Origin of the sequence: Amycolatopsis sp. NPDC049868, from assembly GCF_044461365.1 — a bacterium.
Classification (GTDB): Bacteria; Actinomycetota; Actinomycetes; order Mycobacteriales; family Pseudonocardiaceae; genus Amycolatopsis.
In genome coordinates this window covers 381,476-397,470 of sequence record NZ_JBITKV010000008.1, presented here as the reverse complement: position 1 = coordinate 397,470, position 15,995 = coordinate 381,476, and the positions used below count along the sequence as shown (strand labels likewise).

Here is a 15,995-nt window from a genome sequence, read left to right as displayed (position 1 = left end):
GTACTCGGGCTTTTCTCCGACGCAGCCAGGGGCCGCGTGGGCCGCAGCGGCGTAAGGCAAGCAGGGTCACGCGACACTAGGCGGTGACCGGCTCCTCTTCCGAGGTCCGGAGCCGCTGCGAGATCACCTTGGTGATGCCGTCGCCCTGCATCGAAACGCCGTACAGGGCGTCGGCGATCTCCATGGTCGGCTTCTGGTGGGTGATGATGATCAGCTGCGAGGAATCCCGCAGCTGCTCCAGCAGCCCGATCAGCCGTCGCATGTTGGTGTCGTCGAGCGCGGCCTCGACCTCGTCCATGACGTAGAAGGGCGAAGGCCGGGCGCGGAAGATCGCCACCAGCATGCCGACGGCGACGAGCGACTTCTCGCCACCGGAGAGCAGCGAGAGCCGCTTGACCTTCTTGCCCGGCGGGCGCGCTTCGACGTCGACGCCGGTGGAGAGCAGGTCGTTGGGCTGGGTGAGCACCATGCGCCCCTCGCCACCCGGGAACAGCACGCCGAACACGGTCTCGAACTCGCGCGCGACGTCCTCGTACGCCGACGCGAAGACCTCAAGGATCTTTTCGTCGACCTGCTTGATGACGGCTTCGAGGTCTTTGCGGGTGTCCTTGAGGTCTTCGAGCTGGGTCGAGAGGAACTTGTAGCGCTCCTCCAGCGCCGCGAACTCCTCCAGCGCCAGCGGGTTGACCTTGCCCAGCAGGCTCAGGTCCTTCTCCGCGCGCTTCGCCCGGCGGGCCTGGGTGTCGCGGTCGAACGGCATGGGCGGCGGCGGGGTGACGTCCTCGCCGCGTTCCTTGGCGGCCTCGTATTCGGCCATCTCCCCCGCGCTCGGCGGCACGGGAACGTCCGGGCCGTACTCGGTGACGAGGTCTTCGAGGCCGATGCCGAAGTCTTCGGCGATCTTGGTTTCGAGCTGTTCGAGCCGCAGCCGCTGCTCGGCGCGCAGCACCTCGTCGCGGTGGACGGCGTCGGTGAGCTTCTCCAGTTCGCCGGTCAGCTCGCGGACCTTGCTGCGGACCTGGGTCAGCGCGGTCTCCCTCGACTGCCGCTGTGCCTGCGCCTCGTCCCGCTCATGGGCGGCGCGCTGCACGGAGACCTCGATGCGTTCCAACGCGATCTCGCCGCCGTTGACCACCGCGTTGGCGATCTCGGCGCCGCGTTTCCGCGCGGCCCTGGACTTTTCGGCCCGTTCGCGGGCCTGCCGCTCGGCGTGCGCGGCCCGGCGGAGCGATTCGGCCTTGCCCTGGATGCTCCGCGCGCGTTCTTCGGCGGTGCGCAGCGCGAGCCGGGACTCCATCTCCTCTTGGCGGACCGTGCCGAGGTCTTCGGCGGCCTGGTCGCGCTCGGCGGTGTCCGGATCCTCGTCGACTTCCTGGTCGGCGACGGCGGCCAGCCGCTCTTCGAGTTCGGCGAGCTGCCGCAGCGCCTCTTCGCGGCTCTGCTCGACCTTGGCACGCTGGTTGCTCAGCCGGTCCATCTCGGCCTGCGCGGCGCGCGCGGCCTGCTGCATCCGGTTCAGCCGCTCGGAGGAACGGGCCTTGCGGACCTTCGCGTCCCCAAGCGCTTCCTTGGCCCTGCCGACCTCTTCGCGCCGGGCGGCCTGGCCGGCGCGGGCACCTTCGAGCTCGGCCGCGGTGCGTTCCAGCGCGCGCTCGGCGGCGTTCAGCCGGTCGCCCGCCTCGTCGACCGCGGCCTGCACCTCGATCACGCTCTCGCTGCGGGCCGAACCACCGACCGCCCAGCGGGCACCGAAGACGTCGCCCTCGGGCGTGACCGTGCTGACCTCGGGATACACCTCCACGAGACGGCGAGCGGTCTCCAGGCCGTCCACGATGGCCACCCGGTCGAGCGCGTGCTCGACGGCCGAGCGCAACGCGGGCGGCGCCGTGACCACTTCACGCGCCCAGCGCGCGCCCTCGGGCAGCGACGGCCAGGCACTGGTGTCTACAGTGGACTCAAGACCGCCGAGCAGTATGCCCGCGCGACCGGAATCGTTGTCCTTCAAGAACTTCAGCGCGGCGAGCGCGTCGGCCCCACCGTTGACCGCGACCGCGTCGGCGACCGGGCCGAGAGCCGCGGCGAGCGCGATCTCGTGGCCCGCCTCGACGGTCAGCAGCGCGGCGACCGAACCGAGCAGGCCCGGCAGTTCGTGCTGCGCGCCGAGCAGCGCGCCGGCGCCGTCCTTGCGCCGCAGGCCCATCGACAACGCTTCGACGCGCGCCTTCTCCGACGCGATCTCGCGTTCGGCGGCCCGCTCGGCCTTGACCAGCTCTTCGACCCTGGCCTTGGCGGCGTTGTTGGCCTCCACCGCGCGATCGTGGTGGGCCTGCAGGTCCGAGTCGTCGGATTCCTCGACACCGCCCGCGGCCTTGGCCTCTTCGAGTTCCTCGACGGCGATCTCCGCCCGCTCCGCGGCCTCTTCGAGCGACACGGTGAGCCTGTCGATCTCGTCGGAGGTGGCGCCGTTCTTGCTTCGCAGCGCCTCGACCTGCCCGGAGAGCTTCGCGAGCCCTTCCCGGCGGTCGGCGATGGCGCGGACGGCGGCCATATGCGCGCGCTCGGCGGCTTGGACGAGGTGTTCGAGCTGCTCGCGCCGCTGGACGGTCTCCGAAAGCACCAGTCGCGCCTCGGCGACGGCCTCGTTGAGCTCCTGCTCCCGCTCCGCGACCTGCTCGGCCTCGGCGAGCAGCTCGTCGGGGTCGCGGCCGGTGCTCGCCTGCTGCACGTCGGACGACAGATGCCGCTGACGCTCCAGCGCGAGCCGCACGGTTCCGCGCAGCCGCTCCGTCAAGGCGGAAAGCTTGTACCAGGTCTCCTGGGCGGCGGCCAGCTTCGGCGCGTCCTCGGCGAGCGACGCTTCGAGCTCGGCCTCCTCCGCGGCGACGATCTCCAGCGCCTGCTCGACCTCGGCGCGACGCTGGCGGGCGACGCGCTCGTCGGCCTCTTCCTTGGCGATGCCTTCGCGCTGGGTGACGAGGTCGTGGGCGAACAACCGCAGCCGGGCGTCGCGCAGTTCGGACTGCACCCACTGCGCCTTGCGGGCGATCTCGGCCTGCTTGCCCAGCGGTTTGAGCTGACGGCGGAGCTCGGTGGTGAGGTCGCCGAGGCGGTCGAGGTTGCCCTGCATGTTCGCCAGCTTGCGCAGGGTCTGTTCCTTGCGCTTGCGGTGCTTCAGGACACCGGCCGCCTCTTCGATGAAGGCGCGGCGCTCCTCGGGCTTGGATTCGAGGATCGCCGAAAGCTGCCCCTGCCCGACGATGACGTGCATCTCGCGGCCGATACCGGAGTCCGACAGCAGTTCCTGCACGTCCATCAGACGGCAGCGGTCGCCGTTGATCTCGTATTCGCTCGCGCCGTCACGGAACATCCGGCGGGTGATCGAGACCTCGGAGTACTCGATCGGCAACGCGCCGTCGGCGTTGTCGATGGTCAGGGTGACCTCGGCGCGCCCGAGCGGGGCACGGCCGGCGGTCCCGGCGAAGATGACGTCCTCCATCTTGCCGCCGCGAAGGTCCTTCGCGCCCTGGGTGCCCATGACCCAGCGGAGCGCGTCGAGGACGTTCGACTTGCCGGACCCGTTCGGTCCGACCACGCAGGTGATGCCCGGCTCGAAACGCAACGTCGTCGCCGAGGCGAAGGACTTGAAGCCCTTGAGCGTCAGGCTCTTCAGGTGCACGTCGTGCTGACCCCTCTGGCTGCGGGAACCGGTCTTTCAATCGGCCAAGGCTACCTGTGTGCTCACGGTGATCGTGGGACGCGGGGCCTCAGCGCTCCACGAACCCGCGGAGCCCGCCCTTCGCGGGCGACCAGCGTTCGACCACGTGGTCCACACTTCCGGGTGATTCCCCGGATCGCAAAGCCGCCAAAAGCCGCTCACAGTGTTCACGAACACCCTCCGCCACCACCTCGACACGCCCGTCGGCCAGATTGCCCGCGCTGCCGACCAACCCCAGCTCAAGTGCCCTGCTGCGGGTCCACCAGCGGAAACCGACACCCTGCACGCGCCCGTGCACCCACGCGGTCAGCCTGATGTGCGTTACTTCTTCACTCACGCCCCCTATCGTGCACCATGCGGATGAACGCGGAGGGTGAACACGACGCTCGCTGTAGTTCGCAGACGGTGAAGCGACGGTGATAATCTCCGCGCCGGGTCCCCACTTCGGGCTACCTCGCCCGGGTAGCCGAACTCCCCGAAGCCCCCCATCCGAGGAGCCAGCACATGCCCCGTCCCGACGGGTCTGATTCGAGCGCACGCGTGTCCGTGGCACCCCCGCGCGGCGCCACCGGCAAGCTCAACCGCGCCGGCTACGCCGTACTCGGCGTCAGCGGCCTCGTGGTGGCCACGGCCTTCGCCGCGATCGCCGAACTCGCGGGTCCCGGTGTGTCCGCCACCGCGGGCGGCACCGGTATCCCCGGCGGCGGCCAGGGCGTCACCCCCGCCGGCGTCCAGCTGGTGCCGGGCAACGCCGTCCCCGGCGGCCCGATGACCGTCAGCGGCTCGCCGACCCCCGGCGCGCCCTCCAGTTCGACGGCGCCGCCGACCACGGTGACGTCGGTCGGCCCGGACGGCAAGGAGACGACGAGCGTCGTCGTCCCGCCGCCGCCGGCGACGACCCCCGGTGGCGGCCCGGGCACCACGGTTCTGCCGCCGACCACGACCAAGACGCCGCCGACCAAGACGACGACCACCACCCCGCACACGTCGACGCCGCCCTCGTCGGAGCCGTCGGACCCCCCGTCCACCACGACGGGTGGCGGCTCCAGCTCCAGCGGCGCGCCCAGCGAGTCGGCTCCGGGCCGGTCGAGCACCTCCGGCACCGACACGTCCACGAGCAGCGCCCCGTAAGCCTCACCGCGTGCAATGAAGGGACCTTTCCTTGCGAAATTTGCAATGAAAGGTCCCTTCATTGCGTCGCGAGGTGACGTTCGCCTGCTGATGTCCCCCCGGGCGCTATGAACGGGCCGTTCCTTGCAAATTTCGCAAGGAACGGACCGTTCATAGTGTTCCGGCCCCAGCGGCGGCCGACGGGAGCCACGGATGTCATGAAAGGGTCGTTCAGGACGAAAAACGTCAGGAACGACCCTTTCATGACAGTCGGGACCGCAAGGGATCACATCTCGAAGCGGTAGCCCATCCCCGGTTCCGTCAGCAGGTGCCGCGGCCGCGAGGGTTCCGGCTCCAGTTTCCGCCGCAGCTGCGCGAGGTACACCCGCAGGTAGTGCGACTCCGTCTCGTACGTCGGTCCCCACACCTCGTGCAGCAGCTGTTTCTGCGCCACCAGACGGCCGCGGTTGCGCACCAGCAGTTCCAGCACACCCCATTCGGTCTTGGTGAGGTGCACTTCCTTGCCGTCCCGGCGCACCTTCTTCGCCGCGAGGTCGATCCGGAAGGATCCCGTGTCCACCACCGCGTCCGCACCGTCCACACTGGACGTGGCCGACCGGCGGACGGCGGCGCGGAGCCGCGCGAGCAGCTCGTCCATGCCGAAGGGTTTGGTGACGTAGTCGTCGGCGCCGGCGTCGAGGGCCTGCACCTTGTCGGCCGAGTCGCCGCGCGCGGACAGCACGATGATCGGCACCGTCGTCCAGCCGCGGAGCCCGGCGATGACCTCGGTGCCGTCGAGGTCGGGCAGGCCGAGGTCGAGCACGACGACGTCGGGTTTGGTCTCGGCGACGGCCTTCAGCGCGGCCGTCCCGTCGTGCGCGGTGATCACCTTGTAGCCGCGGGCGGACAGGTTGATCCGCAGGGCTCGCACGATCTGCGGTTCGTCGTCGACGACCAGCACGGTCGCCGACGCGTTGTCTGCGCTCATCGCACTCGCTCCTCCTCTTCGTTCTCGAGGCCCTCGTCGTCGAAGGCGAGGAGGCTCTTTTCCGGATCCTGACCAACATATGCGGGCAGCGAGATGACGACGGTGAGCCCGCCGCCCGGCGTGTCCTCCGCCCGGATCCGCCCGCCCATCGCCTCGGTGAACCCCTTGGCGACCGACAGCCCCAGTCCCACGCCGGGCACGTTGTCCCGGTCTCCCCCGAGCCGCTGGAACGGCGCGAACGCCGAGTCCGCGGTGCCCTTCTTGAGCCCGCGCCCGTGGTCGATGATGCGCAGTTCGACGTGCTCGGAATGCGTGCTGGCGCGCGCCGAGACCGGCTCGCCGGACGCGCCGTGGCGCAGGGCGTTGTCGATCACGTTCGCGACGACCCGTTCCAGCAGGCCGGGATCGGCGCATACCGACGGCAGCCGCGAGTCGATCGCGACCACGACCGAACGCGAATTATCCACATTGGACAGAGCGTGCGAGACGACCTCGTCGTAGCCCACCGGGCGCAGATGGGGGCGCACGGCACCGGTCGCCAGCCGCGACGAGTCGAGCAGGTTGTCGATCAGCCCGGCGAGCCGGTCGGCCGATTCCTCGATCGCTTCGAGCAGCTCGTCGGTGTCCTCTTCGGACAGTGAGATATCGGTCGCGCGCAGGCTGCCGATGGCCGCCTTGATCGACGTCAGCGGGGTGCGGAGATCGTGTCCCACGGCCGACAGCAACGCCGTGCGCAGTTCGGTCGCCTCGGCCTTGCGTTCGGCGCGGACGGCCGCTTTCGCCGTCCGTTGCTGCCGCAGCGCCAGCAACGCCTGCCCGGCGACGGCTTCCAGCACGCCCCGGTCCGACGCGGGCAGCGCGCGGCCCCGCAACGTCAGGTGGACGTCGGCGGTGGCCGCGATGTCGACGTCGGCCTGGTCCGGGTCGGCGCAGGGATCCGTGCCGGCGCTGGCCACCCGCTTCCACTTGCCGTCCCGCTTCTCCAGCATGGTGACCGAAGTCAGGCCGAAGTTCTCGCGGACCTTCTCCAGCAGCCGCTCGATGGGATTGGCGTGGGTGAGCACGGTCCTCGCGTACGACGCCAGCAACGCCGCCTCGGTCCGCGCCCGCGCGGCCTGCGTCGCGCGCCGGGCCGCGGTGTCGACGACCGCCGCGACGAGGATCGCCACCAGCACCATCGCGATCAGGGTGATCACGTTGCGCGGTTCGTGGACGGTCAACGTGTACAGCGGCGGGGTGAAGAAGAAGTTCAGCAGCCCGGCCGAGACCACCGCCGCGAGGAGCGCGGGCCCGAGCCCGCCCACGAGCGCGACGAGGACCGTCGCCAGCATGTAGGCGACCATGTCGGTCGAGAAGTCGAGCTGCTCCTTCAGCAGGACGCCGAGCAGCGTCGCCAGTACGGGCAGCACGACGGCGAGCACCCAGCCGGTCAGCCGCCGTGAAGGCGTGAGCGGGCTCCGGTTGAACCGGGCGCGCAGCCGTCCGCCCGCTTCGGCGTGCGTGACCATGTGGACGTCGATCGGGCCGGACCGCTGGACCACGGCCGCGCCGATACCCTCGTCGAACAGCCGCGCCACCCGTGACCGCCGCGAGGTCCCGACGACCAGCTGGGTCGCGTTCACCCCGCTCGCGAAGTCGAGCAGCGCCGTCGGCACGTCGTCGCCGACCACCGTGTGGAACGTCGCGCCGACCTCTTCGGCCAGCTTCCGGTATTTGCCGACCGCCGTCGGTCCCATCCCGGCCAGCCCGTCGCCGCGCAGGATGTGCAGCACCAGCAGTTCGGCGCCCGCGCGGTTCGCGATCCGGCGTGCCCGGCGGATCAGCGTCTCGCTCTCCGGTCCGCCGGTGATGGACACGACCACCCGTTCGCGGGCTTCCCACGTGTCGGTGATCTTCTGTTCGGCCCGGTACCGCTGCAGCGCCACGTCGACCTGATCGGCGACCCACAGCAGCGCGAGCTCTCGCAGCGCGGTGAGGTTGCCGGGCCGGAAGTAGTTGCCCAGCGCCGCGTCGATCCGCTCGGCCGGGTAGACGTTGCCGTGCGCCAGGCGCCGCCGGAGCGCTTCAGGCGTTATGTCGACCAACTCCAGCTGCTCGGCCCGCCGCACGACCTCGTCGGGCACCGTCTCCTGCTGGGTGACGCCGGTGATCCGCTCGACGACGTCGTTGAGGCTCTGCAGATGCTGCACGTTGACCGTGGAGAGGACATCGATCCCGGCGGCGAGCAGCTCGTCGATGTCCTGCCAGCGCTTCTCGTTGCGCGAGCCCGGCACGTTGGTGTGCGCGAGTTCGTCGACCACCGCCACCTCGGGGGCGCGGGCGAGCAACGCGTCGAGGTCCATTTCCTCGAACTCGCGGTCCCGGTGCGCGGACCGGCGGCGCGGCACGGTCTCAAGGCCTTCGACGAGCTCCGCGGTCTTCTTCCGCCCGTGCGTCTCGACCAGGCCGATGACCACGTCGGTGCCCCGGTCGAGGCGGCGTCGCGCCTCGCCGAGCATCGCGTAGGTCTTGCCGACGCCCGGGGCCGCGCCGAGGTAGATCCTCAACTCACCCCGGCGCGGCTTGGTCGTGTTCTCGTCCACGTCTGTCAGTGTGCTCCTCCGGCCGCGTCACGCACGGCCAAGTTGACCTTCAGCACATTGACGCCCGGCACACCGATCCCGGCACCACTCGTGTTCTCGGCCACGAGCTGCCGGATCTTCTCCTCGGGCAGGCCCGTGTTCCTGGCCACTCGCGGGATCTGGAGGTCGGCGTAGGCGACGCTGATCGCCGGGTCCATCCCGGAGCTCGACGCCGTCACCGCGTCGGCGGGCACCAGCGACTCCTGGACGCCTTCCCGGGCCGCGATGAGCTTCTTGCGCTCACCGATCGCGGAAACCAGGTCCTCGTTGTACGGGCCCTTGTTCGACGCGCCGGACGACGACGGGTCACCGGGGCCGAGCGGATCCTTCGAGCCCGCGGACGGGCGGTTGTGGAACCACGGGTCCTTGGCCGGGTCGGCGGCGACCGGGTCGACGCCGATCAGCGACGAGCCGACGGCTTGCCCGTCCTGGGTGATGATCGAACCCTCGGCGTTGCCTTCGAGGCCGGGGATCCGGGACACCGCCCACACGCCCAGCGGGTAGACCACACCCAGCAGGACGGTGAAGACGAGCAGGACACGCAGCCCGGCGAGGGTCTGTTTGAACAACGGTTTCACGAGGTCACCCGATTCCAGGGATGAGACGGACGAGCAGGTCGATCAGCCAGATCCCGAGGAACGGGCTGACGATGCCGCCGAGGCCGTAGACCAGCAGGTTCCGGCGCAGCAGCGCCGAAGCCGAGGAGGGCTTGTACCGGACGCCGCGCAGGGCGAGCGGGATCAGCCCGACGATGATCAGGGCGTTGAAGATGACCGCCGACAGGATCGCCGACTTCGGCGTCGCCAGCTGCATGACGTTGAGCGCGCCGAGCTGGGCGAAGATCCCGGTGAACATCGCGGGCAGGATGGCGAAGTACTTCGCGAGGTCGTTGGCGACGCTGAAGGTGGTCAGCGCGCCGCGGGTGATCAGCAGCTGTTTGCCGATCTCCACGATCTCGATCAGTTTCGTCGGGTCGGAGTCGAGGTCCACCATGTTCCCCGCCTCCTTGGCGGCGGAGGTCCCGGTGTTCATCGCGACGCCGACGTCGGACTGCGCGAGCGCGGGGGCGTCGTTGGTGCCGTCGCCGGTCATCGCGACCAGCCGTCCGCCCTCCTGCTCCTTCTTGATCAGCGCCATCTTGTCTTCGGGCTTGGCCTCGGCGAGATAGTCGTCGACGCCCGCGTCCTGCGCGATGGCCTTGGCGGTGAGCGGGTTGTCCCCGGTGATCATGACGGTCTTGATACCCATGGCGCGGAGCTGGACGAACCGCTCCTTCATCCCGGGTTTGACCACGTCCGACAGCCGGATCACGCCGCGTACGAAGGCTTTCGCGCCGTCGTACTCCGCGACCACCAGCGGGGTCCCGCCCTGCTGGCTGATCTCGTCGACGACGCGCTCGGTCTCGTCCGGCATGTCGCCGCCGCGTTCGCGGACCCACTCGCGCACCGCGGTGGTGGCGCCCTTGCGAACCTGGCGTTCGCCGATGTCGATACCGCTCATCCGGGTCTGCGCGGTGAACTCCACGAAGTCCGCGAGCTTCTCGTCGTCGGACGCGGTCTCCGCGAGCCCGTGTTCCCGAGCGACGAGTTCGACGATGCTGCGGCCTTCCGGCGTGCCGTCGGCGAGGCTGGAGAGCCGGGCCGCCGCGGCGATGTCGGCGATGGTGGACTCGCCGACCGGGATCAGCTCGGTGGCCTTGCGGTTGCCGAAGGTGATCGTGCCGGTCTTGTCGAGCAGCAGCGTCGAGACGTCACCGGCGGCCTCGACCGCGCGACCGCTTGTGGCGAGCACGTTGCGCTGCACCAGCCGGTCCATCCCGGCGATACCGATCGCGGACAGCAGCGCGCCGATCGTCGTCGGGATCAGGCAGACCAGCAACGCGGTCAGCACGATCACGGACTGCTGGGTGCCGGAGTAGCCCGCCATCGGCTGCAGCGCCACGACGGCGAGCAGGAAGATGATCGTGAGCGTCGAGAGCAGGATCGTCAGCGCGATCTCGTTCGGCGTCTTCTGCCGGGAAGCGCCCTCCACCAAGGCGATCATGCGGTCCACAAAGGACTCGCCGGGTTTGGTGGTGATCTTGACGACGACCCGGTCCGAAAGCACCGTCGTACCGCCGGTGACCGCGCACCGGTCGCCGCCCGATTCGCGGATGACCGGGGCCGACTCGCCGGTGATGGCCGATTCGTCGACGGTCGCGATGCCCTCGACGACGTCGCCGTCACCCGGGATGACCTGTCCGGCCTCGACGACCACGAGGTCGCCGACGCGCAGGTCGGCGCCCGGCACGGTCTCTTCGTCGCCGTCCTCGGCGAGACGGCGCGCGACGGTCTCCTTCTTGCTGCGCCGCAGGGTTTCCGCCTGCGCCTTGCCCCGGCCCTCCGCGACGGCCTCGGCGAGGTTCGCGAACAGGACGGTGAACCACAGCCAGATCGCGATGAGGATGGTGAACACGCTCGGGTCGGTGATCGCGAAGACCGTGGTCAGCGCCGAGCCGATCCACACCACGAACATGACCGGGTTGCCGAGCTGATGCTTGGGGTTGAGCTTGCGCAGTGCCTCCGGGAGCGAGGTCAGCAGCTGGCGCGGGCTGAAGATCCCCGCACCGACCCGGCCGGTGTTCTCGACGTGGTGCTGCGTTATCTCTTCAGGGGTGCGTTCTTGGGTGGCGGTCATGCGAGTGCCTCTGCGATGGGCCCGAGCGCGAGCGCCGGGATGAAGGTGAGGGCCGCGACGAGCACGATCGTGCCCGCGAGCATCGTGCCGAAGAGCGGTCCGGTGGCGGGTAGCGTGCCGGCGGTCTCCGGAACCTTCCTCTGCGAGGCAAGGGATCCGGCCAGGCACAGCACGGCGAGGATCGGGATGAACCGGCCGAGCAGCATGGCGACGCCGAGCGAGGACTGGAACCAGTCGTTGGTGACGGTGATCCCCGCGAACGCGCTGCCGTTGTTGTTGCCCGCCGACGCGTAGGCGTAGAGCACCTCGGAAAGCCCGTGGGCACCCGGGTTGTTCAAGGCGGCCAGGTTGCCGGGGTTCATCAGCGCGATCCCGGCGCCGAGCAGCACCACCGTCGGCATGGCGAGCATGGAGACCGCGGCGCAGGTGACCTCGCGTTTGCCGAGCTTCTTCCCCAGGTATTCCGGTGTCCGGCCGACCATCAGCCCGGCGAGGAACATCGCGATCACGGCCATCACGAGGATGCCGTAGAGACCGGTGCCCACGCCGCCCGGCGAGATCTCGCCCAGCAACATGTTGAGCAGTGTTCCGCCACCGCCGAGTCCGCTGTAGCTGTCGTGCATGCTGTTGACCGCGCCGGTGGACGTACCCGTGGTGCTGTTGGCGAACAGCGAACTCAGGCCGATGCCGAACCGCTGTTCCTTGCCCTCCATGTTCGCCCCGGCGGCCAGCGACGCCGGGCCGCTCGCGTTGGCTTCGGCCAGCCAGGTCACCGCGAGCATCGCGGTCCACAGCCCGGCCATCACCGACAGCAGGACGTAGCCCTGTTTGGTGTTGCCGACGAGCTTGCCGAACGTGCGGGTGAGCGACACCGGGATGACCAGGATCAGGAAGATCTCGATCAGGTTGGTCCAGGCGTTCGGGTTTTCGAACGGGTGCGAGGAGTTGGCGTTGAAGATGCCGCCGCCGTTGGTGCCGAGTTCCTTGATGGCCTCCTGGCTCGCGGCGGGGGCGAGCGCGATCTTGCTCGTGCTGCCGTCCGGGTTGAGGACGTCGACGCCGCTCTTGAGGCTCTGCACGACGCCGAGCGCGATCAGCACGATCGCCGCCACGAACGCGATCGGCAGCAGGATCCGGATCGTGCCGCGCGTCAGGTCCACCCAGAAGTTGCCGAGACGGTCGGTCTTCGAGCGGACGAAGCCGCGGACCACCGCGATGGCGACCGCGATACCGACCGCCGCGGACAGGAAGTTCTGTACGGTCAGCCCGGCCATCTGCACGAAGTGACCCATGGTCGCTTCGGGGCTGTAGGACTGCCAGTTCGTGTTGGTCACGAAGCTGACGGCGGTGTTGAACGCGACCGCCGGCGAGACCGGTTCCTTGCCGAGGCTCCACGGCAGGATCGCCTGAAGCCGCTGAAGCAGGTACAGGAGCACGACCGAGACGAACGAGAAGCCGATCACGGCGGACGCGTAGGTCTTCCAGTGCTGTTCCGATCCGGGGTTCACCCGGAACAGGCGGTACAGGCCGCGTTCGGCCTTGGTGTGTTTCTCTGTGGAGAAGACGCGCGCCATGTAGTCGCCCAGTGGCCGGTAGACCACGGCGAGCGCGACGAGTAGGAGGCCGGCCTGCAGGAGGCCGGCCGCGGTGTCTGACATCAGAATTTCTCCGGCCTGACCAGTGCGATGAACAAGTAGACGATCAGCCCCAGCGCCAGCAGTCCGCCGACGACGTTGGCCACGGTTCCCGTGCCGGTCACAGCTTCTCCAGACCACGAAGGGTCAGGGCGAGAACCACGAATACGCCGATCAGGAGCACGGCGTAAAGCAAGTCGGCCACTAGGCACCTCTCAAGACAGGTCACCCCATCGGCGACCAGGACTCCGCAACACTGCGCCAGGTCAAGCCGCATCCGGTTGAGGCCTGACGGCCTCTTGATGCCCCGATCAGGTGCTTTTACGACTTCTTGATGCCCGGTGACCTGCCCCACAGACCGTGACGCATGGCGGACGGAGCGTGCAATTCGGGCAGACAAGCAACCCGAAGCGTGTTACACCTGTGTTACGGATAGTTGTATGTGCTAAGCAACAGGAGGTAGCGATGTGCGGAATCGCAGGGTGGGTCTCCTTCGGCACGGACCTGACGCAGCGCCGGGAGGTCGTCGACGCGATGACTGCCACCATGGCCTGCCGCGGCCCTGACGACTCGGGCACCTGGGTCCGGCCGAACGTGGCGCTGGGTCACCGGCGGCTGGCGATCATCGACCTGCCGGGCGGCAGGCAGCCGATGGCCGAAGCCGGGCTGGCCGCGATGGTCTACAGCGGTGAGGCGTACAACTTCACCGAGCTGCGCGAGGAACTTCTCAAGCGTGGCCACAAATTCGAGACCGACAGCGACACGGAGGTCGTGCTCCACGGCTACCTGGAGTGGGGCGACGAGGTCGTCGATCACCTCAACGGCATGTACGCCTTCGCGATCTGGGACGAGCGGGACGAGAAGCTCGTGATGATCCGCGACCGCATGGGCATCAAGCCGTTCTACTACTACCCGACCCCGGACGGCGTCCTCTTCGGTTCCGAGCCGAAGGCGATCCTCGCGAACCCCTTGGCGCGCAAGGTGGTCGACACCGACGGCCTGCGCGAACTGATGTCCATGACCAAAACCCCCGGCTGGTCGCTGTGGAAGGGCATGCACGAGGTGGGGCCGGGCACGATCGTCACGGTCGACCGCTCCGGCGTCCGCACGCGGACCTACTGGAAGCTCGACGCGAAGCAGCACACCGACGACCGGGAGACCACGGTCGAACGGGTGCGTGAGCTGATGACCGACATCGTGCACCGTCAGCTGATCGCCGACGTGCCGCGCTGCGTCCTGCTCTCGGGCGGGCTCGACTCCAGCGCGGTCACCGGTCTCGCCGCCGCGCGGCTGGCCGAACAGGGCGAGCGGCTGCGCACGTTCTCCGTCGACTTCCAAGGCCAGGAGGAGAACTTCAAACCGGACGAGGTGCGCGACACCCCGGACTCGCCCTTCATCCGCGACGTCGCGCAACTGGTCGGCTCCGACCACAAGGACGTCGTGCTGAACCCGGCCGAGCTCAGCGACCCGGAGGTCCGCCGCAAGGTGCTGACCGCGCGGGACATCCCGGCCGGGCTCGGGGACATGGACACGTCGCTGTACCTGCTGTTCAAGGCGATCCGCGCGGAATCGACGGTGGCACTGTCCGGCGAATCCGCCGACGAGGTCTTCGGCGGATACCGCTGGTTCCACGACGAGGCCGCGGTGAACTCGGGCACGTTCCCCTGGCTCGCCTTCCGGATGGGGCTCACCAGCGAGCGGGGCGCCCTCCTGCGCGGCGAGGTCCAGGAGAAGCTGGACCTGCCCGGCTACATCGCCGACCAGTACGCCACCGCCGTCGCCCAGGTCGAGCACCTCGACGGCGAAAGCGAGCAGGACCGCAAGATGCGCACGGTCTGCAACCTGCACCTGAGCCGGTTCGTGCGGATGCTGCTGGACCGCAAGGACCGGGCGTCGATGGCCGTCGGGCTCGAAGTGCGCGTGCCGTTCTGCGACCACCGCCTCGTCGAGTACGTCTACAACACGCCGTGGTCGCTGAAGACGTTCGACGGCAGGGAGAAGAGCCTGCTGCGGCACGCGACCGAACACGTGCTCCCGGCGTCGGTGCGGGACCGGGTCAAGAGCCCGTATCCGTCCACTCAGGACCCCGGTTACGCGGCGGCGTTGCAGCAGCAGGCCAAGGAGGCACTGACCGAACGGGACAACCCGGTGTTCGAACTGGTCGACCGTGACTGGCTGCACCGGGTGTCCGAAGTGGACCCGGTGACGATGTCCTCGGCCCAGCGCTCCGGGATCGACCGGGCGCTGGACCTCTACCACTGGTTCGACCTGTACCGGCCGGAACTGCGGCTCGACTGAGGTCCCGGTCCGCCGCCGTACTCAGCGACGGCGGCGGACCGTGCCCCCTACCGCGGCACCCCCGAGTACCGCGGTCGCGGCGAGCAGGATGCCCGCCTCGGTCCACTGGAACCGCCAAAACCGGGCCGCGGGCTGGTAGACGGTGAAGTCCTGATATCCCGCCGCCTCGATACAGGCGTTCATCCCCTTGCCGCGAGGACATCCGGGGACCTCGTCCACCAGACGCAGCTCTCGGCCGTCCGGCGCGACCCGGCCCGCTTGGACGATCAATCCGTCGTTGGTGGATGGATCGACGCCGGCCGTCCGGACCGGCTCGGCGTAGTGCGGCCGCAGGAGCATCAGGGCGATCGAGGCCGCGACGAACACCGCGACCGTGATCGCGATGGCGGGCAAGGTCTTGCGCACCAGCACCCCCGCGGCGGCGCCGAGGGCGAAGGCGAACAGCCACCACGCGGCCGGCGCGATGCCGACGGCACCGAAGTACGACGTCTCGCTCAGCGTCTCCGCCTTGCCGGGGAAGATCTCCAGCCACCGGCCGACCATCTGTCCCGAAGCGAGCCCGGCGAGCGCCGCGGCCACCGCGAGGACACCGAACTTGGTGACCAGCCAGCGGCCGCGACTCACCGACTGCGTCCAGACGAGCTGATAGGTACCGCGTTCGTACTCCCTGGCGAGCAACGGCGCGCCCCAGAAGACACCCGCCAGCAACGGAACGAACGGCAGGATCACGATCAGCGGGTAGATCTTCTGGTAGAGGGCTTCCAGCCCGGCGTCGTACTCGCGGCAGGGCACGCCGCCGCCGTAGCAGTACGAGGAGATCTTGCCGTTCGCGGAGCCGAGGGCGGCTTGCCCGGAAAGGAGCAGGATCCCGCCGACCACGGCCAGGAAACCGAGGGTGACGAGCAGCTGGGTGCGGTGCTGCCGCCAGGTGAGCCAGAACAAGGAAAGGTGCC

The 15,995-nt window shown here is 69.3% G+C and carries 11 protein-coding genes; 2 read left to right on the top strand and 9 right to left on the bottom strand.

All coding sequences use genetic code 11. The annotated features are described in order from the left end of the window. Positions 1–76: 76 nt before the first annotated feature. Together smc and ACIBTM_RS30915 are read right to left on the bottom strand one after the other, a co-directional pair. On the bottom strand, positions 77–3,676 hold the full coding sequence (smc, locus tag ACIBTM_RS30920) for a chromosome segregation protein SMC (RefSeq protein ID WP_395880667.1): 3,600 nt from the start codon (positions 3,674–3,676) through the stop codon (positions 77–79). A gap of 88 nt (positions 3,677–3,764) precedes the next feature. Further along, positions 3,765–4,052 carry an acylphosphatase gene (locus ACIBTM_RS30915; protein ID WP_084098086.1) on the bottom strand — a complete coding sequence of 96 codons (288 nt, stop codon included), beginning with the start codon at positions 4,050–4,052 and terminating at the stop codon, positions 3,765–3,767. Between the two features lie 167 nt (positions 4,053–4,219). On the opposite strand from ACIBTM_RS30915, the gene ACIBTM_RS30910 reads away from it, so the two are divergent. Continuing rightward, a complete protein-coding gene (locus ACIBTM_RS30910) occupies positions 4,220–4,846 on the top strand; it encodes a hypothetical protein (protein WP_395880666.1) in 627 nt (208 codons plus the stop codon). Between the two features lie 265 nt (positions 4,847–5,111). Here the strand turns inward: ACIBTM_RS30910 and ACIBTM_RS30905 are convergent, their stop codons facing one another. Genes ACIBTM_RS30905 through kdpF form a run of 6 tightly spaced genes read right to left on the bottom strand, consistent with a single transcriptional unit; the run spans position 5,112 to position 12,869 of the window. After that, positions 5,112–5,813, bottom strand: coding sequence for a response regulator (locus tag ACIBTM_RS30905; RefSeq protein ID WP_037342241.1), 702 nt, complete (start codon positions 5,811–5,813; stop codon positions 5,112–5,114). After that, positions 5,810–8,395: a DUF4118 domain-containing protein gene (locus ACIBTM_RS30900; RefSeq protein ID WP_395880665.1), complete on the bottom strand. Its 2,586-nt coding sequence runs from the start codon at positions 8,393–8,395 to the stop codon at positions 5,810–5,812. The genes ACIBTM_RS30905 and ACIBTM_RS30900 overlap by 4 nt, the downstream gene beginning before the upstream one ends. Before the next feature lie 5 nt (positions 8,396–8,400). Further along, positions 8,401–9,012 carry a potassium-transporting ATPase subunit C gene (locus ACIBTM_RS30895; protein WP_395880664.1) on the bottom strand — a complete coding sequence of 204 codons (612 nt, stop codon included), beginning with the start codon at positions 9,010–9,012 and terminating at the stop codon, positions 8,401–8,403. A 4-nt stretch (positions 9,013–9,016) separates the two neighbouring features. After that, positions 9,017–11,110 (bottom strand): potassium-transporting ATPase subunit KdpB, encoded by a 2,094-nt coding sequence (gene kdpB / locus ACIBTM_RS30890; protein WP_395880663.1) that lies wholly within the window; start codon positions 11,108–11,110, stop codon positions 9,017–9,019. Continuing rightward, entirely contained in the window at positions 11,107–12,768 is a 1,662-nt protein-coding gene (kdpA, locus tag ACIBTM_RS30885; protein ID WP_395880662.1) for a potassium-transporting ATPase subunit KdpA, read from the bottom strand. The genes kdpB and kdpA overlap by 4 nt, the downstream gene beginning before the upstream one ends. Next, complete coding sequence (kdpF, locus tag ACIBTM_RS30880; RefSeq protein WP_020630647.1) at positions 12,768–12,869, bottom strand: K(+)-transporting ATPase subunit F; 102 nt, start codon at positions 12,867–12,869, stop codon at positions 12,768–12,770. The genes kdpA and kdpF overlap by 1 nt, the downstream gene beginning before the upstream one ends. Positions 12,870–13,209: 340 nt before the next feature. On the opposite strand from kdpF, the gene asnB reads away from it, so the two are divergent. Next, positions 13,210–15,042 (top strand): asparagine synthase (glutamine-hydrolyzing), encoded by a 1,833-nt coding sequence (gene asnB, locus ACIBTM_RS30875; RefSeq protein WP_395880661.1) that lies wholly within the window; start codon positions 13,210–13,212, stop codon positions 15,040–15,042. 21 nt (positions 15,043–15,063) lie between these two features. On the opposite strand, the gene ACIBTM_RS30870 is transcribed toward asnB, so the two are convergent. Continuing rightward, on the bottom strand, positions 15,064–15,984 hold the full coding sequence (locus ACIBTM_RS30870; protein WP_395880660.1) for an ABC transporter permease subunit: 921 nt from the start codon (positions 15,982–15,984) through the stop codon (positions 15,064–15,066). Positions 15,985–15,995 lie beyond the last annotated feature (11 nt).